Genomic DNA, 24,001 nt, shown 5'->3' on the forward strand with positions numbered 1-24,001 from the left:
CTGGCCGGCCTTGTCGGGCTATCAGAATGTGTTGGGTTCACCGCAGGCGAACCCAACACGGTGCCGCGTCGACATGCTGGATTCTCTTCGCGAACCCAACGTCTGAGGCCAGTGGGCCAGGCGAACGCCCGGCCCTTGTGCCTTTACATCGCGCCCTGGAGATGCGGCCAGACCTCGTTCGCGCCGCGCCAGATCATGTCGATGGCGACGTAGAGGATGATCGCCAGGCCGACATAGGCGATCCAGCGGTGGCGGTTCAGCAGCTTGGCGATGAACGAGGCGGCGAAGCCCATCAGCGCGATCGACAGCGCCAGGCCGAACACCAGGATGGCCGGGTGCTCGCGCGCCGCGCCGGCCACCGCCAGCACGTTGTCCAGCGACATCGACACGTCGGCGATCACGATCTGCCAGGCGGCCTGGGCGAAGGTCTTGCGCGGCGCGCCCCCCGGACTCCCATTTCCGTCCGCATCATGGCCGGCCAGCGCCTCCTCGGCGTCGTGGTCTTGCTTGGCGGTGTGGCGCAGCTCGCGCCACATCTTCCAGCACACCCACAGCAGCAGCACGCCGCCGGCCAGCAGCAGGCCGACGATGGCCAGCAGCTGCGTCGTCGCCAGGGCGAACACGATGCGCAGCACCGTGGCGGCGGCGATGCCGATCAGGATCGCCTTGCCGCGTTGTTCCTTGGGCAGCCCGGCCGCGGCCAGGCCGATGACGATGGCGTTGTCGCCCGCCAGCACCAGATCGATCATGATGACCTGGAGCAGGGCGGTCAGCGCCTCGCCCGTCAGCAGATGTTCCATGCGAGAACCGTCCTCTTCGTCGCGAGGAGCGGCCGGCATGCCATCCCGGGGGAGCGTGTCAGGGGGTCGGCAGGCGGGCCACTCGATGAGTCTCCAGTCCGACATCGCAGCTCCCGGAGGAACTGCCAGAGGGGCCCGGCCTGGTCGCGCCCATATAGCGACGAGGCCTCGCCGGCTCAAGCTCCCGGTCGTAGACTGCGGCGTGGACGCCTCAGGTCGTCCCAGGAGTGTGGCGGAATGGATACACATGAGCCGGTGATCCGGTCCGGCGCGATCGTGCCGGAGAAGGCCGGGCAATGGGCGGGCTTCGCCGCCGGGCTGTTCGCCGCCACCGGCCATGCGGTCGAGGCCGCGCCGTCGCCCGACCTGCGGCTCAGCCTGCATGTCGGGCCGCCGGTGATGGCCCATTGCCGGGCCGAGGGGCTGGTGCAGGACCGGCTGCAGCGCGAGGGCGACATCGACCTGCTGCCCGCCGGCGCGGCCGGGGCGTGGGAGGATGAAGGCCCGGCCCGCTTCCTGCTGCTGCGCCTGGCCCCGGCGCTGATGCGCAGCGCGGCGGAGGGGCTGGGGCTGGCCTCCGGCCGGCTGGAGATCGCGCCGCGGCTGCAGCTGCGCGATCCGCGGATCGAGCATCTCGGCTGGGCCCTGAAGGCCGAGCTGGAGGCCGGATCGGAATCCGACCCGCTCTACGCCGACAGCATCGGCCTGGCCCTGGCGGCGCATCTGCTCCGTCGTTACGCGGCGCCGATCCCGGCTGCCGCTTCGGGCCAGGCGTTGTCGCGGCGGCAGCTCGCCCGGGTTCTGGAGCTGATCGAGGCGCGGCTGGACCAGCGTCTGGCCCTGGCCGAGCTGGCGGCGGCCGCCGGGCTCAGCCCGTCGCATTTCAAGCCGCTGTTCAAGGCCTCGACCGGGCTGGCGCCGCACCAGTTCGTGATCCGCCGCCGGGTCGAGCGGGCGCGGGCGCTGCTGCTGGACGGAAGCCTGCCGATGGCGCAAGTCGCGCTCGACGCCGGCTTCGCCCATCAGAGCCACATGGCCCGGGCGATGCGCCGGATTCTCGGCATGACCCCCAGCGCCCTGCGGCGCGAGCGGGGCTGATCGCCGCCGTCCGAACCTGCTCCCGCCCGTCCGTTCCGGCGCGACCGGCCGGGCGCCGGCGCGGCAAGGTCCCGCCCGGCCCATCCGGGGCAATGCGGGAGAGAGAGCATGTTCACCATCATCGGCGCCACGGGCCGGATCGGCGGGGCCGCGGCGCGGGAGCTGCGGCGGCGGGGCAGGGCGGTGCGGGCGATCGTCCGCGATCCCGGCAAGGCCGGCGCCCTGGCCGATTCCGGCTGCGACATCGCCGTGGCCGACATCGCCGACACCGAGGCGCTGGCCACGGCGCTGAAGGGTGCCGAGGGCGTGCTGGCGGTCGTGCCGCTGAACCCGTCGCGCGGTGACGTCGCCGCCGAGACCCGCAGCCTGATCGACAGCCTGGGTCAGGCGCTGGAGGCGGCACGGCCGCCGCGCATCATCGCCATCTCCGACTATGGCGCCCAGCACGCGGCCGGCACCGGCATCACCGTGCTGTTCCATGACCTGGAGCAGCGGCTCGGCAGCCTGCCGGGCATCGCCTTTCTGCGCTCGGCCGAGCACATGCAGAACTGGGCGCGGTCGCTGCGCCCGGCCATGGCAACCGGCGTGCTGGCCAGCCTGCACCATCCGCTCGACAAGCGCTTCCCGACCGTCTCGGCCCCCGATGTCGGGCTGATCGCGGCCGACCTGCTGGCCGCGGCCGAGGCGCCGCCGCGCATCCTCCACGCCGAAGGGCCGCAGCGCTATACGCCGATGGATGTCGCCGCTGCTCTGGCCACGCCCCTCGGCCGGCCGGTCCAGGCCGTCGCCTTGCCGCGCGACCAATGGGACCAGGCGCTCGCGGCGGGCGGGCTCAGCGAGGGCTATGTCCGGCTGATCACCGATCTCTACGACGCCCACAATGCCGGCCGGATCGAGGTCGAGGGCGGCGAGATCCGGCGCGGCACCACGCCGCTGGCCGAGGTGCTGGCGGCGCTGGTGCGGCAGGCGGCCGGCTAGATCTCTCGGGTCATGTCACCGCGTCTGATAGGGGCTGAAGAGGGTGTTGGCGTTTGTTTTGCCTCTCCCGCCTGGCGGGAGAGGTCGGGCGTCCGCAGGACGACCGGGTGAGGGCTGGTCCGGGCCTCGACAAAGGACCCTCACCCGGAGCCGCTTCGCGTCTCCGACCTCTCCCGTAAACGGGAGAGGCAACACTTTACCGCCTTGATACGATCGGGATGGCCGGATCTGGCCTGAACCCATCCCGCTCTAGCCCGGGAACTCCTCATATTGCGGCAGGTCGTCGGCGATGGTGTACCAGGGCGCCTTGGAGCCGACGAAGATGTGCTCGGTCGGCCGGATGGTCGGGTCGTCGACCAGCGTGCCCATGGCGACATGGACATAGGCGCCGTCGCGGACGACCGAGAACAGCAGCGAGCCGCAGGCCCGGCAATGCGTGTTGTTGTGGTCCGGCTCGCCATAGATCATCAGCCCGTCCCGGCCTTGTGTCACCGCCAGCTTGCCGCGCTCGATGCCGGCGATGGGCTTGAACGCCGACCCGGTCGTCCGCCGGCAGTTCGAGCAGTGGCAGTTCAGGGCGTAGAGGAACTCGTCCGCCACTTCGTAATGGACGGCGCCGCAATAGCATTTGCCGGTCAGCATGCGCACGCTCTCGGTCATGGGCTTTCCTCTCCAAGGGTCTCGGTTCGGGCCAGCGTATCGTTCCGCGCTGCGCCTTGACAGCCTGGTGCCGGCGGCGCTCTGTTCCGGCAGATTTCCAAGGGAGAAGCCCATGCCCGACCATCGTCGAGACGGCACCGGTGAGGCGGTGGCGCGCATCGTGCCGGCCGCCAACACCCACCGCAATCCCGGCATGGCGCTGGAGCTGGACTGGGTCGAGGCGGCGCGGGTCAATCTCAGCGCCGCCGAGCGCCGGGCCGCCACCATGACCACCCGGCGCACGGTGAAGAAGGAATACCAGGCCGCCTGGCTGGTGAAGGCGCTCACCTGCATGGACCTGACCACCCTGGCCGGCGACGACACGCCGGGCCGGGTGCAGCGCCTCTGCGCCAAGGCCCGCCACCCGCTGCGCGACGACCTGGTCGAGGCGCTGGGCCTCTCCGACCGGCCGCCGACCGTCGGCGCCGTCTGCGTCTACCCGACCATGGTCGGCGCCGCGGTCAAGGCGCTGGCCGGCAGCGGCATCCCGGTCGCCTCGGTCGCCACCGGCTTTCCGGCCGGCCTCACCCCGTTGCCGCAGCGCCTGGCCGAGATCCGCTATGCGGTGGAGGAGGGGGCGGCCGAGATCGACATCGTCATCCACCGCGCCCAGGTGCTGAACCGCGAATGGTCCGCCCTCTATGACGAGGTGCGGGCGATGCGCGAGGCCTGCGGCGACGCGCATCTGAAGACCATCCTGGCCACCGGCGACCTGCGGACCCTGCGCAATGTCGAGGCTGCGAGCCTGGTCTGCATGATGGCCGGCGCCGACTTCATCAAGACCTCGACCGGCAAGGAGGATGTCAACGCCACCCTGCCGGTCAGCCTTGTGATGGTGCGCGCCATCCGCGACTACCTGGACCGCACCGGCGAGCGCGTCGGCTTCAAGCCGGCCGGCGGCCTGCGCACCGCCAAGGACGCGATCGCCTGGCTGATCCTGATGAAGGAGGAGCTGGGCCGGCCCTGGCTGGAGCCGGAGCTGTTCCGGATCGGCGCCTCCTCGCTGCTGGCCGATGTCGAGCGCCAGATCGAGCATTTCGTCACCGGCCGGTATTCGGCCGGCTTCCGCCACGCTTCCGCCTGAGACCGTCCGAACATCCCTTCCCTTGTCATTCCCGCGAAAGCGGGAATCTCTTTCCGCCCAGGGCGCTACGAGATCCCCGCTTTCGCGGGGATGACGATGAGAGGGGGAGAACTCGATCTCGAACGATCTCCGAGGAGACAGAACATGCCCCGGATTGCTGAGATTCTCGACACCATGGAGTACGGCCCGGCGCCCGAAGACAGCGGCATCGCCCGCGACTGGCTGGCGCGGCATGAGGCGGGCTTCGGCCATTTCATCGACGGCAAGTTCGTCGCCCCGGCCGAGGGCGGGCGCTTCGAGGTGCTGAATCCGGCCACGGGCAAGCCGCTGGCGCAGGTGGCCCAGGGCACGGGCAAGGACGTGGACGCCGCGGTCAAGGCCGCGCGGCGCGCCCAGAAGGGCTGGGCGGCGCTGCCGGGCCATGAGCGCGCCCGCCACCTCTATGCCCTGGCCCGCCATGTCCAGCGCCGCGAGCGGCTCTTGTCCGTGATCGAGACCATGGACAACGGCAAGCCGATCCGCGAGAGCCGCGACATCGACATCCCGCTGGTCGCCCGCCACTTCTACCACCATGCCGGCTGGGCCTCGCTGGTCGAGACCGAGTTCCCCGGCTACCGCCCGGTCGGGGTCTGCGGCCAGATCATCCCGTGGAACTTCCCGCTGCTGATGCTGGCCTGGAAGGTGGCGCCGGCGCTGGCGGCCGGGAACACGGTGGTGCTGAAGCCGGCCGAGTTCACGCCGCTGACCGCCCTGCTCTTCGCCGAGATCGCGCAGGAGGCCGGGCTGCCGCCGGGCGTGCTCAACATCGTCACCGGCGACGGCATCACCGGGGCGCTGATCGTCGAGCATGCCGATGTCGACAAGATTGCCTTCACCGGCTCGACCGAGGTCGGGCGCCGGATCCGTGAGGCGACCGCCGGCACCGGCAAGAAGCTGTCGCTGGAGCTGGGCGGCAAGTCGCCCTTCATCGTCTTCGACGACGCCGATCTCAACGCCGCGGTCGAGGGCGTGGTGGATTCGATCTGGTTCAACCAGGGCCAGGTCTGCTGCGCCGGGTCGCGCCTGCTGGTGCAGGAGAGCGTGGCCGACCGGATGTACGACAAGCTGAAGCGCCGGATGGCGACGCTGCGGGTCGGCGACCCGCTCGACAAATCGACAGATATGGGTCCGATCGTCGCCCAGGTGCAGCTCGACCGGATCAAGCACTATGTCGAGCTGGGCAAGAGGGAAGGCGCCGCCTGCTGGCAGGAATCGGCGACGCTGCCCAAGGGCGGCCTGTACTTCCCGCCGACCCTGTTCACCGGGGCCGAGCCGGCCTCGACCATCGCCCAGGACGAGATCTTCGGCCCGGTGCTGACGGCCTCGACCTTCCGCACCGTCGACGAGGCCGTGAGCCTGGCCAACAATTCGCGCTACGGCCTGGCGTCCTCGGTGTGGTCGGAGACGGTGAACCAGGCGCTGCACGTCGCGGCTCGGCTCAAGGCCGGGGTGGTCTGGATCAACTGCGCCAACATGTTCGACGCCGCGGTCGGCTTCGGCGGCTATCGCGAGAGCGGCTTTGGCCGCGAGGGCGGGCGCGAGGGCCTGTACGAATACCTGGTGCCGGGCTGGGAGAAGGACGGGCCGGCGCTGAAGCCGGTCGCCGCAACCCCGCTGGCGGCGGTGCCGCTGGGCGGCGACCACGACCTGCCCTCGATCGACCGCACCGCCAAGCTCTATGTCGGCGGCAAGCAGGCGCGGCCGGATGGTGGCTACAGCTATAGCGTGCTCGACCCAAAGGGCCGGGCGCTGGGCCAGGTCGGCCTCGGCAACCGCAAGGACATCCGCAACGCGGTCGAGGCGGCGCACAAGGCCACCGGCTGGGGCGGCCTGGCCGGGCACAACCGGGCCCAGGTGCTGTACTTCCTGGCCGAGAATCTGGCGGCCCGGTCGGAGGAGTTCGCCCGGCGGATCTCCTCCATGACCGGCGCCAGCGCCAAGGTCGCGGCGGCCGAGGTCGAGGCCGCGGTGCGGCGGATCTTCTTCTACGCCGGCTTCGCCGACAAATATGACGGCCAGGTGCACGACGCCCGTGCTCGCCAGGTGACGCTGGCGATGAACGAGCCCTGGGGCGTGATGGGCCTGCTGTGCCCGGACGAGGCGCCGCTGCTCGGCTTCGTCTCGCTGGTGGTGCCGGCCATCGCCATGGGCAACCGCGTCGTCGTGGTGCCGTCGCCGCGCCATCCGCTGGCGGCGACCGACCTGTACCAGGTGCTCGACACCTCCGACGTGCCGGACGGCGTTGTCAACATCGTCACCGGCGAGCGCGACGTGCTGGCCCGGACCCTGGCCGAGCACGACGACGTGGCGGCCCTCTGGTATGTCGGCCCGGCCGAAGGCGGTGCTTTGGTCGAGAAGGCCAGCGCCGGCAACCTCAAGGCGACCTGGACCAACCAGGGCCGCCGCCGCGACTGGCTGTCGGATGTGGAAGGCCAAGGCCGCGACTATCTGCGGCGGGCCACCCAGGTGAAGAACATCTGGCTGCCTTACGGGGAGTGAGGCGGGCCGTTTTCTCCTATTGTCATCCTCGGGCTTGACCCGAGGATCCAGGGGCCACCCAGAGCGGCATCGACAGTCTCTGGATGCCCGGGTCAAGCCCGGGCATGACAGGGAAGAAAATGCGAAGGGCAATGTCCGACACCTGGGCCATGCCGTCGGGCTTCCCCGGCCTGCCGCCGGGCCAGGTGCAGGTCTGGCGCTTGAGCACCGACCGCGACCCGCAGGCCGGCCTGGCCGTGCTGTCGGCGGAGGAGCGGCAGCGCGCCGGCCGGTTCCGCACCGACCTGCTGCGCGCCCGCTACGTCGCCGCCCATGCGGCGCTGCGGCTGCTGCTCGGCCGCACGCTCGACATCCCCGCGGACCGGCTGCGCTTCCGCCAGAATCCCTGGGGCAAGCCCGAGCTGGCGGAGGGCGACCTGCGCTTCAACCTCTCGCACAGCGGCCCCTGGGCCGTGATGGCGCTGGCCCGGGGGATCGAGGTCGGGGTCGATGTCGAGATGGCACGGCACCCGCCGCCGCTGGAGGTCGCGGACATCGCCTATTCGGCGGCGGAGCGGGCGGCGCTCGCCGGCCTGTCCGGCCCGGCGCTGACCGCGGCCTTCTACGCGGTCTGGACCCGCAAGGAGGCGCTGTCCAAGGGCATCGGCCGCGGCTTCTCCTTCGACTTCACCGGCTTCACCGTCAGCGCCGACCCGGCCGAGCGGACCAGCCGGCCTGTGCTGCCGCCGGGCCTCGCCGGCGCCGACTGGCACCTGCACGACCTGCCGCCGATCGAGGACGCGGCCGCCGCCGTCGCGGTCCCCGCCGCCGGAGCCGGCGTCACCGCCTGGCGCTTCGAGCCGGGGCTTTGGGGGCTGTAGGATAGGACACGGACAGGGGAGGGGACTCATGCTGGACCACGTCACCATCCGGGTCGGCGATCTCGAGCGGTCGAAGGCCTTCTACGACACGCTGCTGGCGCCGCTCGGCATCACCCGCCTCTATGCCGATGGCGAGACCTTCGCCGGCTACGGCGCCGGCCGCCGGGCCTTCTTCTGGATCGGCCTGCATGACGGCGCCGTCACCGGCACCCATGTCGCCTTCGCCGCGCCGGACCGGGCGACGGTCGACCGCTTCCACGCAGCGGGGCTGGCCGCCGGCGGCCGCGACAACGGCGCGCCCGGGCTGCGGCCGCACTACCACCCCGACTATTACGGCGCCTTCCTGCTCGACCCCGACGGCCACAATGTCGAGGCGGTCTGCCGCGAGGCGCCGTGAGCCTGGATGAATTGAACTCCGGTCACGTCAGGATCCGAGTTCTTGCCTCTCCCGCTTGCGGGAGAGGTCGGAGACGCGAAGCGGCTCCGGGTGAGGGCTCTTTGTCGAGGCCCGGGCCAACCCTCACCCGGTCTCGCTGCGCGAGCCCGACCTCTCCCGCCAAGCGGGAGAGGTAACACCTCACGGCCTCAGCACGATCGGATGTCCCGATCGGGCCAAAGCTGTCCTAGGTCGCCAGGAACCCGCCATCCACCGGGACAATCGCACCGTTCATCATCGCCGAGCCGTCGCCGAGCAGGTACAGGATGACCTCGGCGACCTCCTCCGGCTGGGCGAAGCGGCCGAGCGGGATGCGGCCCAGCATCGGGCCGGACTTGGCCGGGTCGCTCCAGGCCTTCACCGCCATCGGCGTCAGCGTCACCACCGGGTTGACGCTGTTGGTGCGGATGCCGTGCGGCCCCAGCTCCACCGCCATCACCCGGGTGATCTCGTCGAGCGCGCCCTTCGACGCGCAATAGGCGGTGTGGTCCGGCAGGYCGATCATCGACGACACGCTCGACACGTTGACGATGGCGCCCTTCCGGCCGCGGCGGATCAGGTCGCGCGCCACCACCTGGGCCACGATCATCGGCGCCCGGGCGTTCACCGCCATGATCTGGTCGAAGCTCTCGACCGAGGTGTCGAGGAAGGATTCCAGCGTGGTGGTGCCGGCGCAGTTCACCAGGGCGTCGACCGGCAGCGCCTCGGCCGCCGCCCGCCGGGTGGCCTCGGCATCGCCCAGGTCGACGGCGATGGTCACGCAGCCGATCTCCTGCGCCAGGGTCGCCAGGTCCTCGGGGCTGCGGGTGGCGGCGATCACCTCGGCGCCGCGCCGCTGCAGCAGCACCGCCGTGGCCCAGCCGATGCCCTTGCCGGCGCCGGTCACCAGCACCCGCCGCCCGGCGAAATCCTGCCCGCCCATGCCATCCTCCCTGTGTCGACTCGTGATGCCACCCTATATCAGGGTCGGAACGCCGGCGCCTCCCCGGACCGGCTCAGGAGATCGAGCATGCCCGAACCCTATCCCGTGACCCGCAGCGATGCCGAGTGGCGCCAGATCCTGACGCCCGAACAGTACCAGGTGATGCGGCAGCACGGCACCGAACGCCCCGGCAGCTGCAGCCTGCTGACCGAGCACCGGCCGGGCGCCTTCTGCTGCGCCGGCTGCGGCAGCAGGCTGTTCGAATCGACGCTGAAGTTCGAGAGCGGCACCGGCTGGCCCAGCTTCAACGACCCGGTGCCGGACGCGGTCGAGACCTCGGTCGACCGCAGCTGGGGCATGACCCGCGTCGAGGCGCATTGCGCCACCTGCGGCAGCCATCTCGGCCATGTCTTCGAGGACGGCCCGCCGCCCACCGGGCTGCGCTATTGCATCAATGGCGTGGCGCTGGACTTCCAGCCGGAGTGAGCCGAGGCCGGGCTGCGTTCGAAAGCGGTCTCGCCGGTTTCAAAATCGTATGGTCCTGACAGGAACGAGGTACCCGTCTCCTCCCGTTATAGGTGTATTCCAAACGCGAGGAGACGGGTCATGGAACATCGTGAGGAGACGACCACGCTGATTTCCGGCGCCAAGGTTGCCGGGACCGAGGTCTACAACACGGCGGGCGATCATCTCGGCGAGATCCACGACGTGATGCTCGACAAGCTGTCCGGGCGTGTCGCCTATGCGGTGATGTCGTTCGGCGGCTTCCTCGGCATCGGCGAGAAATATCACCCGCTGCCCTGGTCGACGCTGACCTACGACACCAGCCAGGGCGGCTATGTCGTGAACGTGTCGCGCGAGCAGCTGGAAGGAGCGCCGGTCTACGCCGACGACGAACAGCCGCGCTGGAATCGCGAATACGAGCAGGACATCCACGACTATTACGGCATCAGCCCGTATTGGGCAGGCCCGCTGCCGCGCTGACGGGCGCTGGAGGCCGCCATGCCCGAGCGCATCGTCGACGTGTTCGACGAGACCGGTGCCCTGGTGACGAACTACACCGTCATCCTGGCCGGTGCAGACGAAGCGCCGGATGAGGCGTATGAAGCCGAAGCCCTCCGCATGGCGGCCTTCGACGCGGCCGTTTCCGCCGATCGGCTCGCCGGCCTGACGGCGAAGGTCCGGCGGTAGCGCCGATTGCCGCCAGGACATCGGGGACGGCGGGCACGATGCCGAGGACCGCCGGGCTTGACCCACGGGTGTCCGGTTAAGCAAAAATCGCAACCACAGCGTGTTTATCTGGGCCGAAATTCTATTATTGTCATCCTCGGGCTTGACCCGAGGATCCAGGGGCTTTCAAAGCAGTTCTCGATGGCCCCTGGATTGCCGGGTCAAGCCCGGCAATGACAATAAAAGTTTAGGTCAGCGCCCAGTTCTGCAACCCGAAAAGCTTAACCGGATAGCCGTGGGTCAAGCCCGGGCATGACAGTATTATTGATTCAGTTGTCCTTCGAGGTGACCCGGAACACGATCGGGCCTGCGGAGGTATCCTCCGCAGGCCCGATTCGTTTACGCCGACCCGAGGATCAGCAGCGGCCGACGGCGTGGCAGTTCGTCAGGCCGCCGACGGCGGCGCCGCCGACACCACCGATGATCGCACCGGTCCCGATATTGCCACCGGTGATGGCGGCCGTACCGGCGCCGAGTCCGGCGCCGAGCGCGCCGCCCGAAAGGGCCCGCGTGCCAGGGTCGCGGCCGCACGCTGCGAGCGACAGCGCCGCAGCGAGAATGATCATGGCTGGCTTCAGCATTGCGATCTCCGTACCTGTTCCCACCAGCCTTTGAAACGGTGCATATTGCGATATCGTTCCCAAACAGAAGCAAAGGGCAGGGGGGTGTGGCCCGGCGTCCTCACACCCCGATCGCGGCCTTGATCCTGGCGGCGGTCAGCGGCAGGTCGCGCAGCCGCCGGCCGGCGGCGTCGGCGATGCCGTTGGCCAAGGCGGCGCTGGCGGGGCCCTGGCCGGTCTCGCCGCAGCCCAGGAAGGGCTCGCCCGGCCGGTCGACGATGCGGATCTCGACGCTGTCCGGCACCGCGTCGAAGCGCAGGATCGGATAGGTCGACCAGTCGACCGAGGTGATCCTGCTCCGGTCGAAGCCGACGCTTTCGTACAGCGTCCAGCTCATCGACTGCAGCACGGCGCCCTCGATCTGGTTGCGCACCCCGTCGGGATTGACCACCTGGCCGGTGTCGACCGCGGCGACCACCCGCGGCACGCGGACCTCCCCGGTCTCGCGCTCGACCGCGACCTCGACCGCCACGGCGCAATAGGCGGCCAGGTTCTTGTAGCGGGCGAAGGCGAAGCCGCGGCCATGCCCCGGCGCGGCCGGCTTCCCCTGGCTCCAGCCGAAGGCCTCGGCCGCGGCGGCGATCACGTCGCGGCCGCGCGGGTCGTCCAGGTGCTGCAGCCGAAACTCGACCGGGTCGGCGCCGGCCGCCAGCGCCAGCTCGTCCATGAAGCTCTCGATCGCGAACACGTTCATCTGCGCGCCCAGCGAGCGCAGGGCGGAGATGCGCAGCGGCATGTCCGGCAGGAAATGGTGCACCACCCGGGCGCTGGGCAGGCTGTAGAGCGGGATGGCGTTGCGGTCGCCGCCGCCTTCCGGCTGCCGCAGCGGCTTCGGTGCCGGCAGCGGGAACGGCCTGGCCAGGTGCCGGGCGGCCAGCAGGCTGCCGGCCGGGCCGGGGCGCATCGAATGGGTGTTGCTCCACACCCCGTAATCCCAGTCGGCGATGCGGCCGCTCTCGTCCAGCGTCGCCCGGGCCTGGGCCACCATGGCCGGGCCGTAGGGCTCCCAGGCATGCTCCTGCTCGCGCATCCACTGCACCCGCACCGGGCGGCCGGGCAGCGCAACCGCCAGCAGCGCGGCATCGGCCGCGGCGTCGTCGGCGCCGTTATGGCCATAGCAGCCGGAGCCCTGAACATGGATGCAGCGCACCTGCTCCGGCGGCCGGCCCAGCATCTCGGCGATCGCCTTGCGGTCGGGATAGACGCCCTGGGTGTGGGTCCACACCGTCAGCAACCCGTCCTGGTCCTGCTGCGCCACGGCGCAGGACGGGCCGATCGACCCGTGCAGCAGATAGGGCCGCGAATAACGGGCCTCCAGCGTCCGGCCGGCGGGCACCGCGGCGTCGTGCCGGTCGAGGATCGGAAAATCCTGGGCCGGCAGCGCCAGCAGCGCCTCCGGCAGCCGGTCCTGGTCCGGCAGGGTCGCGTTCTCCTGCCACTGCGCCGCGGCGGCCAGCAGCCGCATCGCCTTGACCGCCTGGAACTCCTGCTCCGCCACCACCGCCAGGAAGTCGCCGTCGCGCACCACCTTGACCACCCCGGGCAGGGCCTCGGCCGCGCCGATGTCCAGCGCCGTCAGCCGCGCGCCGGCGCTGGGCGGCCGCACGATCCGGCCATGCAGCATGCCGGGCAGGCGCAGGTCCTGCACATAGGCCTCGCCGCCGGTCACCTTGGCCGGGATGTCGATGCGCGGCAGCGGCTTGCCCATCACCCGGAACGCGGCCGGGTCGGTCAGCGTCGACTCCGGCTGCGCCTCGACATGCAGCGACAGCCCGGCGGCCAGCGCGCCGTAGGAGCGGCGGTTGCCGTCCGGCGCGACCATGTTGCCGCCGTCGAGCCGCAGCTGGCCGGCCGGCGCACCCATCTGCCGCGCCGCCTCGGCCAGCAGGATCTCGCGCACCTGGGCCGCGGCGTTGCGGATCGCGGTGCCGCTGTCCTGCATCGAATGGCTGCCGGCGGTGTAGCCCTCATTGGCGGTCCGCTCGGTGTCGGCGGTGACGATGGTCGGCGCCTCGAAGGACAGGCCCAGCTCCTCCGCCGCGATCTGCTGCAGCGCGGTGGCGATGCCCTGGCCCAGCTCGGCCTTGCCGGTGAAGACGGTGACCGCGCCCTTGGGGTCGACCCGGATCCAGGCATCGAGGAAAGGGGCATCCGCCAGGCTGCCGGGCAGGGCACCACTCAGCTCCGGCGTCTCGGCCTCCTGCTGGGCCAGGCCGGCGGGGGCGAGGGCGAAGCCGACCACCAGGCCGCCGGCACCTTGCAGCACGCTCCGGCGGGACAGGCCGGCGCTCACAGCACCGACTCCCGCGGCGCCGGGCCCAGCGGTTCGGCCGACGCGCCCCGCATCTCCTGCGCCGCGCGGCGGATCGCCCGCAGGATCCGCATATGGGTGCCGCAGCGGCAGAGATGCGGCTGCAGCGCCTGCCGGATCTCGGGGTCCGACGGGGTCAGGGTCTTCCGCAGCAGCGCATGCGCCCGGATCATCATGCCGGGGATGCAGTAGCCGCACTGCGCCGCCTGCTCGGCGATGAAGGCGCGCTGCAGCGGCCCGGGCTCGTCCTCGGTGCCCAGCCCCTCCAGCGTCGTCACCTCCTTGTTCTCCGCCAGCAGCACCGGGACGACGCAGGAGAACACCACCTCGCCCTCGACCAGCACGGCGCAGGAGCCGCACTGGCCCAGGCCGCAGCCGAATTTTGCGGCGTTGAGCTGCAGCTCGCCGCGCAGCACGTACAGCAGCGGCGTGTCGGGATCGGCGGCGATGCGCTGCCGGCGGCCGTTGACCCTGAGCTCGATCATGACCTCTCCCTAATGGCTGGCGGCCGCGACGTCGCCGTGCCTGGCGGCCTGCACGGCGTCGCCCAGCCCAGTCCAGCCCGGCCGGTCGCTGAAGCGGCCGCGCAGATAGGCCAGCAGCGTCTCCAGCTGCCGGTCCGACAGGGCGGCGGCGAAGCCCGGCATGATCGGGCTGCGGGCGCCGCTCGCCGCCGGCACGCCGTGGCGGATGATGCGGATCAGGTTGCCCGGGCTGTCGCCGCTGACGGCGGAGCTGAGCCGGAGGTCGAGGCCGCCGAAGGGCAAGGGCCGGCCGCTCTCATGGCAGGCGGCGCAGGTGCCGGCATAGATCGCGGCGCCGCCATCCCCGGCCGGGACGGCGGCGGCGATGGTCTGGCTGCCGGCCGATTGCGGCCGGGTGCCGGGACCGGCCGGGTTGGCGGTGGCCGCCGCCAGGGCGTCGCCACGCTTCCGGGCGGCCGCATCCGGCAGCCCCATCACCGATGCGACATAGCCGGCGATCGCCTGCACGTCCTGCTCCGGCACCGCCGCCAGGCTGTCGGCCACCGGGCCCATCGGCCCCTGCGCCGTGCCGTGCTGCCCGTGCCAGCCGTCGCGCAGATAGTGGAACAGCGACTCCCGGGTCCAGGGCACCGGCGCCGGCGACCCGCTGCCGATCGGCACGGCGTGCCAGCCCTCGGCGTCGCCACCGGCGAAGCGCCGGCCGGTCTCCTCGGCGCCGAACAGGTTGCGCGGCGTGTGGCAGGCGCCGCAATGCGCCAGCCCCTCGGCCAGATAGGCGCCGCGGTTCCACTCGGCGTCATGCGCCGGGTCGGGCTTGTACGGGCCGGGCCGCAGGAACAGCAGCTTCCAGCCGGCCAGCACGAAGCGCTGGTTCAGCGGGAAGGGCAGGTCGTTGGCCGGCGCCCGCGCCGCGACCGGCTGGCGCGTCATCAGGAAGGCATAGAGCGCCCGGTTGTCCGCGTCGCTCACCAGGGTGAAGTGATCATAGGGGAAGGCCGGGTACAGGTGCCGGCCGGTGCGGTCGACGCCCTCGCGCATCGCCCGGCCGAACGCCGCCTCCGGCCAGCGGCCGATGCCGGTCCCGGGGTCGGGGGTGATGTTGGTGGAATGCACGGTGCCGAACGGCGTCGGCAGCGCCAAGCCGCCGGCGAAGGGCCTGCCGCCGGGCGCGGTGTGGCAGGTGGCGCAATTGCCGATCGCGGCCAGCTCGGCGCCTTTCTGCACCAGCGCCGGATCGAAGCCCGCCGCTGCCGGCGGGCCGACCGGGTCGATCGCCGGCCGCCAGGCATAGGCGGTAAGCCCGGCCGCGCCGCCGACGATCAGCAGCAGCCCGACTCCCAGCGCGATGCCGCCGGCCTTCAGCAGCCCCATGAAGCTCCGTCCCTTGCCCGCCGGCCGGTCCTCTCACGGGTCCTGAGCCGGTGCATTCCTGATTATGCAAGGGTCGGACAAGACGGCGGTCCTGGCCAGGAGGCGATTTGTCGCCGCCGTGCTCAGTTGGTCTGCGCCGAAACCAGCACCGGATCGGCGCGGTAGACCTCCGGGAACAGCCGCTGCAGGGCCTCGACCTTCGGCAGGTCGTTGATCGCGATATAGGGGCTGGTCGGGTGCAGCGTCAGATAGTCCTGGTGGTAGTCCTCGGCCGGAGTGAAGGCATGGCCCGGCTCGATCCTGGTCACGATCTGCGCGTCGAACACCCCGGCCCGGTCCAACTGCTCGACATAGGCCTTGGCCAGCCGCGCCTGCTCCGCATCCGCCGGGAAGATCGCCGAGCGGTACTGGGTGCCGCTGTCCGGTCCCTGGCGGTTCAGCTGGGTCGGGTCATGCGCCACCGAGAAGTAGATCTGCAGGATCCGGCCATAGCTGATCTGGCGCGGGTCATAGGTGATCTTCACCGATTCCGCATGGCCGGTGCCGCCGCCGCTGACCGTCTCGTACTGCGCCGACTGGACATCCCCGCCGGCATAGCCGGAGACGGCGGCGGTGACGCCCTTGACGTGCTGGAACACGCCCTGCACGCCCCAGAAGCAGCCGCCGGCCAGCACCGCGGTCTCCGACGCCGCGCCGCCGGGGGCCGCGCTCTCGTCGACCGCGGGCGGCGGCACCAGCCGCGCCTCCTCGGCCGAGGATTGGGTGACCGCCAGCCCGGCGGCGACCGCGAGCAGCGACAAGGCGCCGGCCAGCGCCGGCAGGGAAGGGAAGCGCTTCATCACGATCCGGATCTCCCGTTCGGGCCCATGGGCTCCGACAGCCGGTTCGCTGGGGGCGACCGTCGGGTTACGGGGCCGGCGCCGCGCGGTCACACGGATGTCACCTCACGCGGCCCGCATGGGCATCACGGCGCTTCCTCGAGCGGCCACACTTCGACGACGCCGTGCGCAACGGCGCAGGGAGTTTGCGACACCATGGTCACGGCCTCTGCCAGGCTGGCGGCTTCGATGACGGCAAAGCCGGCCACCGGCAACGACGAAGACAGGAACGGACCACTCGTCGTTTCGACCTGGGCAGCGTCGGGATTTCGCACCTGCACAGGCGCACCGGCGATGCCCATCAGCACGCCGCGTTTGCGCAGCGTCTCGTCATGCGCATGGGCTGCGTCGCGAACGGCTATGGCGGTGCGCTCATAGCCCTCACGGCTCCCGTATCCAATCGTCACGAATTTAGCCACGGGCTGTTCCCTTTCGGATTGAAGTGCCCATCCGGAGCTCGCCGGCAACCCCGAGCCTCCTCATCGTGAAATGGAGAGCACATCAAACGGTTCCTCTCCCGCCGCGTCCGCCACCTCTCGCTGTGTGAGCAAACTCGGTGCCGGTGGAGCGTCAGAGCGCGCGGCGCAAGCTCGATCAGAGATACAACTCATACCAGCGGCCTTTGAGATCGACTCTCCGCCCCTTCCTCGTCATGGCGAGCGAAGCGTGGCCATCCAGTCCTGCAGCCGGAACGAATCCCACTATTCTGGATGGCCACGCCCCTGCGGGGCTCGCCATGACGGGTCAATATTTCAGGCCGCGGGTATCAGTCCGCGTCCCGACGTGACCGTAGCCTCTTGCCGCTGGTCTCGGTCCGCCTCGTCGGACTGATGGCGCCATACGGACGCTCTGCTCAGCAGCCTCAGCTTCTGAAGTCCTAGCCCTCCGGCCAGCTTCATCTCGCCTCGAGGTGTGACGCACCGAGCCATGCGCCGGATCGACGCACGATCGACGCCGCCGGTAACTTCTGCTCGCCGGCACGACGGCTTCAAAAGCATCGGGCGAGACGTCCCGTAGTGCCATGTCGCTTCAAGCCGCCATCCAAAAGCGTCGCTGTTCAGCGGGCTGTCAAAAAACGGAGAAGATCATGCGGACCGGCACCATTGTGATGTTCGCTGTCCTGGCGGCAGCGCCGGCGTCCTTCGGGGCGGACTTCCGGCTGACCAGCCCGGATATGACCGATGGCAGGATGCTGGCCGAGACCTTTGTGATGAACGGTCTCGGTTGCGCCGGGGGCAACTCGTCGCCAGCCCTCGCCTGGTCCGGTACGCCTGCCGGTACGAAGAGCTTCGTCATCACCGCCTACGATCCGGACGCGCCGACCGGCAGTGGCTGGTGGCACTGGGTCGTGACCGATCTCCCGGCGGCTGCGACGGCGTTGCCGCGCGGCGCCGGCGATCCAGCCGGAACCGGGCTGCCGACCGGTGCGAAGCAGGGGCGGACGGATTTCGGGTCCGCCTCCTATGGCGGTCCCTGCCCGCCGCGGGAAGACGCGCCGCACCGCTATGTGTTCACCGTCCACGCCTTGTCGGTGGCACATCTGCCGGTCGATCCGCAGGTCTCTGCGGCCATGGTCGGCTTCGCCATGCACGCCACCGAGATCGGCCGCGCCAGCCTGGTCGTTCTCTACGGGCGCTGATGCACGGAGCCGCGGAGAAGGTGCAGGAGAACGAGCGTAGCCCGGGCGACCCCGGCGTTTGCCGAAAGGTGCGGCCAACTTGGTCGGACGAGGCTGCGATGAAAGCGGTGTGGCGAATATCTGGCGTGCTGCGCCTTCGGGATTGCCAAGGTAACAAGAATTGGTGTCCTCGCTTTCGATCGCGCGCGCCAGCCGGCATTAAATTGTTCCGACGACTCGACCAGTGGCAGAGATAGAGAGGTTTCGATATTCTCTGCCAATGCACCACGTCGCGATTGTCGTCTATCCGGGTTTTGAGCTCCTCGACGCGTCGGGTCCGGCATCGGTGTTCAATGTCGCAAATCGCGCGCTGGCCCAGCGTGGATCGTCGCCGTTTTACGACGTCGGCATGTTTTCGCCTCACCCTGGGCCAGTGCGAAGCAGCAGCGGCGTGTCGATCGAGGCACAGTCGCTTGCTGGTCTTCAGCCCGCTGAAGCGCAAACCCTGCTCATTGCCGGAGCGGAAGGCGAACACCTCGAGCCTGCGCTGTCCGACCCAATCTTGATGGGCGAGATTCCGAGGCTGGTCGCCGGTGCCGAAAGGTTTGGCTCCGTTTGCAGCGGCGGATTTTTTCTGGCCGCACTTGGGCTGGTCGACGGCCGCCGCGTCGCCACGCACTGGGATGCGACCGGCCCGCTCGCCAAGCTCTTTCCAAATGTGTCGGTCGATCCCGAGGCGCTCTATGTCGTCGATGGAAGGCTTTGGACATCGGGAGGTGTCACATGCGGGATCGATATGGCGCTCGCGATGGTCGCGAACGACCTTAACTCGACGATCGCCGTTGAGATCGCACAGCGCCTGGTCCTCTACGCAAGACGGCCCGGATACCAGTCACAGTTCAGCCCCGTGCTGCAGGCGCAGCTGACAGCGGACGGCCGCTTCGCCGACCTGATCGATTGGATACGGGCAAACCTTCACGAACCGCTGGATGTTCGGTCCCTTGCCGCCCGCGCCAATCTCTCGGATCGCTCCTTCCACCGGAAGTTCGTCGAGGCGACCGGGGCGACGCCGGCGAGGTTTGTGGAGAAGCTGAGGCTCGATGAAGCGCGCCTTTTGCTGTCGCGCGGCGTTCCCCTCAAATCCGTCGCCGCCAAGGTTGGCCTCTCTCCGCCCAGCCGATTTGCGGATGCCTTCGAGCGACGCTTCGGTATTGCACCGGGGCTCTTCCGGGATATGCACTCAGATCCGTAGTGAATAAGAGCCCGGCAATCGCTGATTCAGGCACCGCCGGGTAATCCGGTGCTGGCCTCGGCGGCGCCTTGGGCGCCTCTGGCAGAAAATCGCCTAATATTGGCAGCCACCCTCGACAACAAATCCACTTTCAGAACGTTGATGTGTCGACTCCCAAGCTCCGGCCTCTTGCGAAGTCGCCGGGTGGAGAAGATTGCCGCCGCAAACATGACACCCTGTTCTAACCGCACGCGATCTGGAGGCATCCAATGAATGATAAATCGGATCAAACCAATGCCCATGGGATGTTCCCAAAAGTTCATCCCCCGATCGTGTCGCGAGATGAGTGGGGCAAAGCCCATCGTGCCATGCTGGTAAAGGAAAAGGCGCAGATGAAGGCGCGTGACGCCTTGGTGGCCGAGCGACGCCGCATGCCTTGGATGGCCGTCGAGAGCAACTACAAATTCGAAGGCCCGAACGGGCCGGCCAGCTTGCTCGACCTTTTTGAAGGCCGCCGGCAGCTCATCGTCTATCGCGCCTTCTTCGAATCTGAGGTCCACGGCTGGCCTGACCACGCCTGTATCGGGTGCTCGATGGTTGCTGATCAAGTGTCTCATCTGGCGCACGTCAACGCCCGCGACGTGACTGTCGTCTATGTGTCACGCGCTTCCCAGGCGGATATCGAGCGGCAAAAGGCGCGCATGGGCTGGGAGCAAATCCCCTGGTACACGCTCACGGACAATTTCGATGCCGATTTCGGTGTCGATCAATGGCACGGCCACAATGCGTTCATCCAGGACGGCGCCAACATCTACCGCACCTATTTCATCAACGGTCGCGGCGACGAGGCCATGGGCACGCCCTGGAGCTATCTCGACATGGCGCCGCTCGGTCGCCAGGAAGTGTGGGAAGACTCGCCGAAGGGATATCCGCAGACGCCTCCCTACAAATGGCAGAACTGGCACGACAGCTACTCACCTGACGGCAAGATTGATCCCGAGTGGGATAAGGTGTCCTCCGCCGGCGTCGAGGCTTTCAAACGCGGTGAATACGACCGATCATGAGATCGGCACCGACAGAAGAAGCGCGCTCGAACGATGATCGCGGGAGTATGCGAACGGCTGACTGCCTGACCTTGGCCGCTACTCCTGTCTTTGCGTTCATGGCGTTGATCACGGCGCAGAGCAATGATGCCCGTGACGTTCTGTGTGGCGCTGCCGGCGGCTCGCCATGGAGTGGCATGGTGGCGATGTACGCGCTGATGTCTGTCGCGCATCTCCCGCCGTGGGTGCGCTTGCTCGCGCGTCGAAGAAACGCCAGGGTTCCAGGCGATCCGCCACGCGGAACTCGGCCTTTGTCGCAAGACGCGCCGATATCCTAGCCAGGCAAGGGGCAACTTGTTCGGGCGGAGCCGAGTGGTTCTACCTGGACCTCACGTAAGCGAAGCAGTCACGCGGCTCACTGCTGACATTTGGGGCTACGATCCATCGTCGAAGGAGACCTTCGCGCTCCAGGCCGGCCTTCTCCATGACCCTTGCGGAGCCGATGTTCTCGCAGTCGCAGACATCTCCGATGCGCCAGATCTCGGCTTGGTCCAATGCCCAGCGCGCCGCGTGCGACAGCACTTCGGTCATCAGTCCCATCCCCCAGAACGGGCGAGCAAGGACGTACCCGTATCCGAGGCTGTGGCGGGCGACGCGCCGGAGGGCGAAGGAGCCGATGACCTTTCCGTCTCGCCTGCCAACCAGAACATAGGTCTTCGACTGCGTCTCAAGCTGGCAACGAGCTATGTGCGTCTCTGTCTCCGCGATCGTGGCATGGGGCCTCCATGTCAGAAAACGGGTCACCTCCGGATCCTGAGCATAACCGTCGAAGATGGCCGCGGCATCGATCGGCGCGATCGGTCGGAGCAGCAGTCTGGCGGTGTCAAGGCGCTCCGGGAACATGCGTCCAAGCCTGCCATGAAGCTCGACATCTGTCAGCCGGGATGTCGAGCGTTTCGGCATCGACGACCAGCAGAACTCCGTGCGGTTGGATCGAGCCCGGGATGTGGATCGGCTCGCGATCGCATGCCGACAGGTCAAATTTAGCTTTTGACATACTTGTTCCACCGAACCGCGAGCGCGATAACGCCGATCTTGCCGAAGGTTCGATAAGAGTACTGCTGAATCCGGGATTGCCCAAGCGCTCTACTACGAGGAGGTGGCTCACCGTCCTTCGTTTCCGCGACAGATAATTCGCTCATGCCCCACTATTCTGCCTCTTCTCGGGCATGACGCCGGACTGCGCCTGGCGGCCCTGATCAGCGGTTTAGATACCGGCGCTTGTTGTCGGCAGCCTACCCCGAAAGGCGTATTTGAGGCGTCTGAATAGCGTGTTATGGTTACTTCGCTTCGACCGAGGAAATGAATGTGTTCGGGCCGTCACCCGGCACACGGTCTTGCGGATACAGTATTCTTGCCCGTGTTGACGGATCGGGAAGGAACGCTTGAAGCTGGAAAGGCCGCCGCTGTTTGGCGGCCTTTTCCATGTCAGGCGGCTCGGGTTTTCGCCGCGTGCAGCTTGAAGGCGACCTCGGTCCGGTTCCGGGCCTGCAGTTTCTTCATGATGGTCCGGATGTGCACCTTCACCGTGCTCTCACACAGCTTAAGCTCATAGGCGATGATCTTGTTCGGCTTTCCCATCGCGACGGCATCTGCGACTGCGGCCTGCCGCTCCGAGAGGCCGAGCAGACTGTGAACGGTCTGCTCGCGCTCCGGCCGCTCATGGCTTGAGTTCAGGAGGGCGCTGGCAGGCACGAACGTGCCTCCGGCCATCGCGAGGCAAAGCGCTCCGACTGCGACGCTCAGGCTGACGCTGGTGGGAATATAGCCGCGGGCCCCTTGTGCCAGGATCTCGGCAATATGCCGGGAATCCTCGCTCTCGCCCATCATGACCACAGGGATGTCGGGATGGGCGCCGACCAGCGCCCGAAGCTCCTCCTCGGACGACTGGCTATCATGATGGCCCGCGCCACCCTCCATCAGGATCACCGAGGTGGCGCTCCGATCCGGGCTCCCTTCCCACTCACCGATATCGGCGAATGCCCGAATGCGAAAGCGCGCATCCGTTGCGGCCAGCGCCTGCGTCAGGGTTTCCCGACCCAGGGCGCGTCTGTCGATGATCGCGACCGTTCTCAGGCCACGAGCGGGATGGTCCACCGTCCGGTCGCTGGTGGAATGATTGATCTCAGATTCTGCCGCCTCGATCGCGGCGGAAAGCGCATCCGATTGGTTGCTGACGAAATCCATAATCGACCTGATGTTGTTGCAGAGGGTAGTGCTCCCGCTTCCGCTTCATTCGATCGAAGGCGCTTTGCGCTCTAGTTCTCGCTCGCACAGCCAGAACGGCTGCGCAGACGAAAGCCTAATGTTCGAAGTCCAACTATAATTGTATGACATTTTATTCAAAAACAATATAAGCCGCACTACGCCTTTCGGGGGATATCCGCGGATTGGGCAGCAACATGGACGAGCATCCCGGCCGAGTGGGGCCGGCCTGTTTCCCGGCGCGACGACGGCAGGCCCGGGCACACGATCGGCAACAGTGTGGACGGCGTTCGTTCAACCTGTCGCGAGCATGGCCTCCCGGGCGGAAGGAAGCACTAGGAAGGTCCTGTTGGTACCGCGACAAGGAAGTGATCATATTGTCTTTCCCGAGAACAGATGCCGTTACGACAGGGACAACGGCCAGTGCCGCCGCTGGAATGTGGAACAGACGAAAGTCCCTTGTTGTGTCTGCATGTCCCCTGATGATCTCACTTCGTTGTCCAGGCCATCCGTGCGTTATTCCGGTAACAGTGTCCGGAGTAGACGACCGGACCGGCACAGCGTGAATGCCAGCGGGCAACGTAGGTTCAGTCGCATGTCGCTCTCCGTGGTTGGTCCCGCAGAACGGGGAACAGGCGCCTATACGGACACCGTGCCGAGAAAGTTTCAGCCCGTGGAACGGAAAAGCCCGGCATCCGCCCCGCGCTCGTTCGTGCCTTCCGATCGCCAGGAGGCGTGGATCGCTCCAGCGCTCGCTCCACCGGCGGCGGAGTAGCTCGCGGCAGTTGCAGCAGGCACTATCGCTGCGCTTCGCGAGGAACTCGGCCAGGATCGGCCGGTTTCCGCCGAGAACGCGAATGTCCGGAAAGAGGACCGATCTGCCTATCACGGTGCCGACCGGTTTCGGGACTCGCCAGGCAACGCGGATGTCCGCTCCGGGGGAAACCTGGAGGTCTCCGAGGTCCGCAATCGGGACAAGCCGGCCGTGCCGCCAGCCAGGCCACGTCCACTTCTGCATCACCCTCATCCCCGCCGACATTCCTCACCCGACCCACTTCATCGAGCTGTCATAACCATCCCGCCGCAGGCCCTCGACCGCATAGCGCAGCGCGTCGATGGCGTGGTTCTCGCGGTCCTCCAGCTCGGCCAGGATCACGCCGGTCTTCGGATGGGTGCGATAGCTGTACAGCGCCAGCTCGTCGATCAGGTGCCAGCAGCGCGGATGCACCAGGATGTCGTGCGCCTTCAGGAACTCGACCCCGTCCTTGACCGATCCGGCGCCCTTGGTTGATCCGGTGATGTCGCCGAAGCCGTTGCGCTGCATGTAGCTGATGGTCTCCGGCCGGGCGCTGTCGGCGATGATCGGCCATGTCCGCACCTCCGGGATGGTGTCGAAGAGATCCGGCGTGCGGTCGATCTCGCAGCCGACCTGATAGGCCTCGTGGTCGACGAACAGCGTCCGGCCCGTCACGAAGCAGCGCACCAGCACCGTCGGGTCGCGGGCGAAGCCCCAGTCGGCGCCGAACAGGAATTG

Annotated in this window: 25 protein-coding genes; 12 read left to right on the forward strand and 13 right to left on the reverse strand. The window is 68.5% G+C overall.

From position 1 onward, the window contains the following. Positions 1-143 precede the first annotated feature (143 nt). Positions 144-800, reverse strand: a complete 657-nt coding sequence (locus AB4Z01_RS00870; RefSeq protein WP_441689559.1) for a TerC family protein — start codon at positions 798-800, stop codon at positions 144-146. Positions 801-1,037: 237 nt separating this feature from the next. Between AB4Z01_RS00870 and AB4Z01_RS00875 the strand changes: the two genes are divergently transcribed. Together AB4Z01_RS00875 and AB4Z01_RS00880 are read left to right on the forward strand one after the other, a co-directional pair. Beyond that, a complete protein-coding gene (locus tag AB4Z01_RS00875; protein ID WP_441689561.1) occupies positions 1,038-1,898 on the forward strand; it encodes a helix-turn-helix transcriptional regulator in 861 nt (286 codons plus the stop codon). 108 nt (positions 1,899-2,006) lie between these two features. Next, a complete protein-coding gene (locus tag AB4Z01_RS00880; protein ID WP_441689562.1) occupies positions 2,007-2,876 on the forward strand; it encodes an NmrA family NAD(P)-binding protein in 870 nt (289 codons plus the stop codon). A 249-nt stretch (positions 2,877-3,125) separates the two neighbouring features. Here the strand turns inward: AB4Z01_RS00880 and AB4Z01_RS00885 are convergent, their stop codons facing one another. Next, positions 3,126-3,536, reverse strand: coding sequence for a GFA family protein (locus AB4Z01_RS00885; protein ID WP_441689564.1), 411 nt, complete (start codon positions 3,534-3,536; stop codon positions 3,126-3,128). A gap of 112 nt (positions 3,537-3,648) precedes the next feature. On the opposite strand from AB4Z01_RS00885, the gene deoC reads away from it, so the two are divergent. From deoC to AB4Z01_RS00905, 4 genes are all read left to right on the forward strand, one after another. After that, on the forward strand, positions 3,649-4,659 hold the full coding sequence (gene deoC, locus AB4Z01_RS00890) for a deoxyribose-phosphate aldolase (protein WP_441689565.1): 1,011 nt from the start codon (positions 3,649-3,651) through the stop codon (positions 4,657-4,659). 144 nt (positions 4,660-4,803) lie between these two features. Beyond that, positions 4,804-7,197: an aldehyde dehydrogenase family protein gene (locus AB4Z01_RS00895; RefSeq protein WP_441689567.1), complete on the forward strand. Its 2,394-nt coding sequence runs from the start codon at positions 4,804-4,806 to the stop codon at positions 7,195-7,197. 131 nt (positions 7,198-7,328) lie between these two features. After that, positions 7,329-8,057, forward strand: coding sequence for a 4'-phosphopantetheinyl transferase family protein (locus AB4Z01_RS00900; RefSeq protein WP_441689569.1), 729 nt, complete (start codon positions 7,329-7,331; stop codon positions 8,055-8,057). A gap of 28 nt (positions 8,058-8,085) precedes the next feature. Next, complete coding sequence (locus tag AB4Z01_RS00905) at positions 8,086-8,454, forward strand: VOC family protein (RefSeq protein WP_441689571.1); 369 nt, start codon at positions 8,086-8,088, stop codon at positions 8,452-8,454. A gap of 226 nt (positions 8,455-8,680) precedes the next feature. Here AB4Z01_RS00905 and AB4Z01_RS00910 read toward each other — a convergent pair whose 3' ends face one another. Further along, positions 8,681-9,415 (reverse strand): SDR family oxidoreductase, encoded by a 735-nt coding sequence (locus AB4Z01_RS00910; RefSeq protein ID WP_441689572.1) that lies wholly within the window; start codon positions 9,413-9,415, stop codon positions 8,681-8,683. 87 nt (positions 9,416-9,502) lie between these two features. On the opposite strand from AB4Z01_RS00910, the gene msrB reads away from it, so the two are divergent. From msrB to AB4Z01_RS00925, 3 genes are all read left to right on the forward strand, one after another. Further along, complete coding sequence (msrB, locus tag AB4Z01_RS00915; RefSeq protein ID WP_441689574.1) at positions 9,503-9,901, forward strand: peptide-methionine (R)-S-oxide reductase MsrB; 399 nt, start codon at positions 9,503-9,505, stop codon at positions 9,899-9,901. A 120-nt stretch (positions 9,902-10,021) separates the two neighbouring features. Beyond that, a complete protein-coding gene (locus AB4Z01_RS00920; protein WP_441689575.1) occupies positions 10,022-10,399 on the forward strand; it encodes a PRC-barrel domain-containing protein in 378 nt (125 codons plus the stop codon). A gap of 18 nt (positions 10,400-10,417) precedes the next feature. Beyond that, positions 10,418-10,606 carry a hypothetical protein gene (locus AB4Z01_RS00925; RefSeq protein ID WP_441689576.1) on the forward strand — a complete coding sequence of 63 codons (189 nt, stop codon included), beginning with the start codon at positions 10,418-10,420 and terminating at the stop codon, positions 10,604-10,606. A gap of 395 nt (positions 10,607-11,001) precedes the next feature. Here the strand turns inward: AB4Z01_RS00925 and AB4Z01_RS00930 are convergent, their stop codons facing one another. From AB4Z01_RS00930 to AB4Z01_RS00955, 6 genes are all read right to left on the reverse strand, one after another. After that, positions 11,002-11,226: a hypothetical protein gene (locus tag AB4Z01_RS00930; RefSeq protein WP_441689578.1), complete on the reverse strand. Its 225-nt coding sequence runs from the start codon at positions 11,224-11,226 to the stop codon at positions 11,002-11,004. A 100-nt stretch (positions 11,227-11,326) separates the two neighbouring features. Continuing rightward, positions 11,327-13,558: a molybdopterin cofactor-binding domain-containing protein gene (locus tag AB4Z01_RS00935; RefSeq protein WP_441689579.1), complete on the reverse strand. Its 2,232-nt coding sequence runs from the start codon at positions 13,556-13,558 to the stop codon at positions 11,327-11,329. Next, positions 13,555-14,061, reverse strand: a complete 507-nt coding sequence (locus AB4Z01_RS00940; RefSeq protein WP_441689581.1) for a (2Fe-2S)-binding protein — start codon at positions 14,059-14,061, stop codon at positions 13,555-13,557. Before AB4Z01_RS00940 ends, AB4Z01_RS00935 begins: the two co-directional genes overlap by 4 nt. A gap of 9 nt (positions 14,062-14,070) precedes the next feature. Then, positions 14,071-15,432, reverse strand: a complete 1,362-nt coding sequence (locus AB4Z01_RS00945; protein ID WP_441689583.1) for a c-type cytochrome — start codon at positions 15,430-15,432, stop codon at positions 14,071-14,073. 122 nt (positions 15,433-15,554) lie between these two features. Further along, positions 15,555-16,271: a peptide-methionine (S)-S-oxide reductase MsrA gene (gene msrA, locus AB4Z01_RS00950; RefSeq protein ID WP_441689584.1), complete on the reverse strand. Its 717-nt coding sequence runs from the start codon at positions 16,269-16,271 to the stop codon at positions 15,555-15,557. A gap of 125 nt (positions 16,272-16,396) precedes the next feature. Next, entirely contained in the window at positions 16,397-16,729 is a 333-nt protein-coding gene (locus AB4Z01_RS00955) for a YciI family protein (protein ID WP_441689586.1), read from the reverse strand. 668 nt (positions 16,730-17,397) lie between these two features. Between AB4Z01_RS00955 and AB4Z01_RS00960 the strand changes: the two genes are divergently transcribed. From AB4Z01_RS00960 to AB4Z01_RS00970, 3 genes are all read left to right on the forward strand, one after another. After that, positions 17,398-17,949, forward strand: a complete 552-nt coding sequence (locus AB4Z01_RS00960; RefSeq protein ID WP_441689588.1) for a YbhB/YbcL family Raf kinase inhibitor-like protein — start codon at positions 17,398-17,400, stop codon at positions 17,947-17,949. 259 nt (positions 17,950-18,208) lie between these two features. After that, the gene (locus AB4Z01_RS00965) at positions 18,209-19,180 is read left to right on the forward strand and encodes a GlxA family transcriptional regulator (RefSeq protein ID WP_441689590.1); all 972 of its coding nucleotides are present in this window, start codon (positions 18,209-18,211) and stop codon (positions 19,178-19,180) included. Positions 19,181-19,428: 248 nt separating this feature from the next. Beyond that, positions 19,429-20,223, forward strand: a complete 795-nt coding sequence (locus tag AB4Z01_RS00970; RefSeq protein WP_441689592.1) for a DUF899 domain-containing protein — start codon at positions 19,429-19,431, stop codon at positions 20,221-20,223. Between the two features lie 357 nt (positions 20,224-20,580). Here the strand turns inward: AB4Z01_RS00970 and AB4Z01_RS00975 are convergent, their stop codons facing one another. The 4 genes from AB4Z01_RS00975 to AB4Z01_RS00990 form a co-directional block, all read right to left on the reverse strand. Then, positions 20,581-21,165 (reverse strand): GNAT family N-acetyltransferase, encoded by a 585-nt coding sequence (locus AB4Z01_RS00975; RefSeq protein ID WP_441689594.1) that lies wholly within the window; start codon positions 21,163-21,165, stop codon positions 20,581-20,583. Beyond that, a complete protein-coding gene (locus tag AB4Z01_RS00980) occupies positions 21,086-21,259 on the reverse strand; it encodes a hypothetical protein (protein ID WP_441689601.1) in 174 nt (57 codons plus the stop codon). The genes AB4Z01_RS00975 and AB4Z01_RS00980 overlap by 80 nt, the downstream gene beginning before the upstream one ends. Positions 21,260-21,690: 431 nt before the next feature. Then, a complete protein-coding gene (locus tag AB4Z01_RS00985; protein WP_441689595.1) occupies positions 21,691-22,449 on the reverse strand; it encodes a LuxR C-terminal-related transcriptional regulator in 759 nt (252 codons plus the stop codon). Positions 22,450-23,509: 1,060 nt separating this feature from the next. Beyond that, a partial coding sequence (locus AB4Z01_RS00990) for a terminase large subunit (RefSeq protein ID WP_441689597.1) occupies positions 23,510-24,001 on the reverse strand: 492 nt, incomplete at its 5' end.

Origin of the sequence: Inquilinus sp. YAF38 (assembly GCF_052113205.1) — a bacterium.
Taxonomy (GTDB): Bacteria; Pseudomonadota; Alphaproteobacteria; order DSM-16000; family Inquilinaceae; genus Inquilinus.

Coding starts and splice junctions, on each gene's coding strand:
- AB4Z01_RS00940 (WP_441689581.1), bottom strand. CDS start 14,061: ATGATCGAGCTCAGGGTCAACGGCCGCCGGCAGCGCATCGCCGCCGAT.
- msrB (WP_441689574.1), top strand. CDS start 9,503: ATGCCCGAACCCTATCCCGTGACCCGCAGCGATGCCGAGTGGCGCCAG.
- AB4Z01_RS00895 (WP_441689567.1), top strand. CDS start 4,804: ATGCCCCGGATTGCTGAGATTCTCGACACCATGGAGTACGGCCCGGCG.
- AB4Z01_RS00880 (WP_441689562.1), top strand. CDS start 2,007: ATGTTCACCATCATCGGCGCCACGGGCCGGATCGGCGGGGCCGCGGCG.
- AB4Z01_RS00975 (WP_441689594.1), bottom strand. CDS start 21,165: ATGCCGAAACGCTCGACATCCCGGCTGACAGATGTCGAGCTTCATGGC.
- msrA (WP_441689584.1), bottom strand. CDS start 16,271: ATGAAGCGCTTCCCTTCCCTGCCGGCGCTGGCCGGCGCCTTGTCGCTG.
- AB4Z01_RS00905 (WP_441689571.1), top strand. CDS start 8,086: ATGCTGGACCACGTCACCATCCGGGTCGGCGATCTCGAGCGGTCGAAG.
- AB4Z01_RS00945 (WP_441689583.1), bottom strand. CDS start 15,432: ATGGGGCTGCTGAAGGCCGGCGGCATCGCGCTGGGAGTCGGGCTGCTG.
- AB4Z01_RS00960 (WP_441689588.1), top strand. CDS start 17,398: ATGCGGACCGGCACCATTGTGATGTTCGCTGTCCTGGCGGCAGCGCCG.
- AB4Z01_RS00985 (WP_441689595.1), bottom strand. CDS start 22,449: ATGGATTTCGTCAGCAACCAATCGGATGCGCTTTCCGCCGCGATCGAG.
- deoC (WP_441689565.1), top strand. CDS start 3,649: ATGCCCGACCATCGTCGAGACGGCACCGGTGAGGCGGTGGCGCGCATC.
- AB4Z01_RS00920 (WP_441689575.1), top strand. CDS start 10,022: ATGGAACATCGTGAGGAGACGACCACGCTGATTTCCGGCGCCAAGGTT.
- AB4Z01_RS00900 (WP_441689569.1), top strand. CDS start 7,329: ATGTCCGACACCTGGGCCATGCCGTCGGGCTTCCCCGGCCTGCCGCCG.
- AB4Z01_RS00970 (WP_441689592.1), top strand. CDS start 19,429: ATGAATGATAAATCGGATCAAACCAATGCCCATGGGATGTTCCCAAAA.
- AB4Z01_RS00875 (WP_441689561.1), top strand. CDS start 1,038: ATGGATACACATGAGCCGGTGATCCGGTCCGGCGCGATCGTGCCGGAG.
- AB4Z01_RS00925 (WP_441689576.1), top strand. CDS start 10,418: ATGCCCGAGCGCATCGTCGACGTGTTCGACGAGACCGGTGCCCTGGTG.
- AB4Z01_RS00885 (WP_441689564.1), bottom strand. CDS start 3,536: ATGACCGAGAGCGTGCGCATGCTGACCGGCAAATGCTATTGCGGCGCC.
- AB4Z01_RS00980 (WP_441689601.1), bottom strand. CDS start 21,259: ATGTCAAAAGCTAAATTTGACCTGTCGGCATGCGATCGCGAGCCGATC.
- AB4Z01_RS00965 (WP_441689590.1), top strand. CDS start 18,209: ATGCACCACGTCGCGATTGTCGTCTATCCGGGTTTTGAGCTCCTCGAC.
- AB4Z01_RS00930 (WP_441689578.1), bottom strand. CDS start 11,226: ATGCTGAAGCCAGCCATGATCATTCTCGCTGCGGCGCTGTCGCTCGCA.
- AB4Z01_RS00870 (WP_441689559.1), bottom strand. CDS start 800: ATGGAACATCTGCTGACGGGCGAGGCGCTGACCGCCCTGCTCCAGGTC.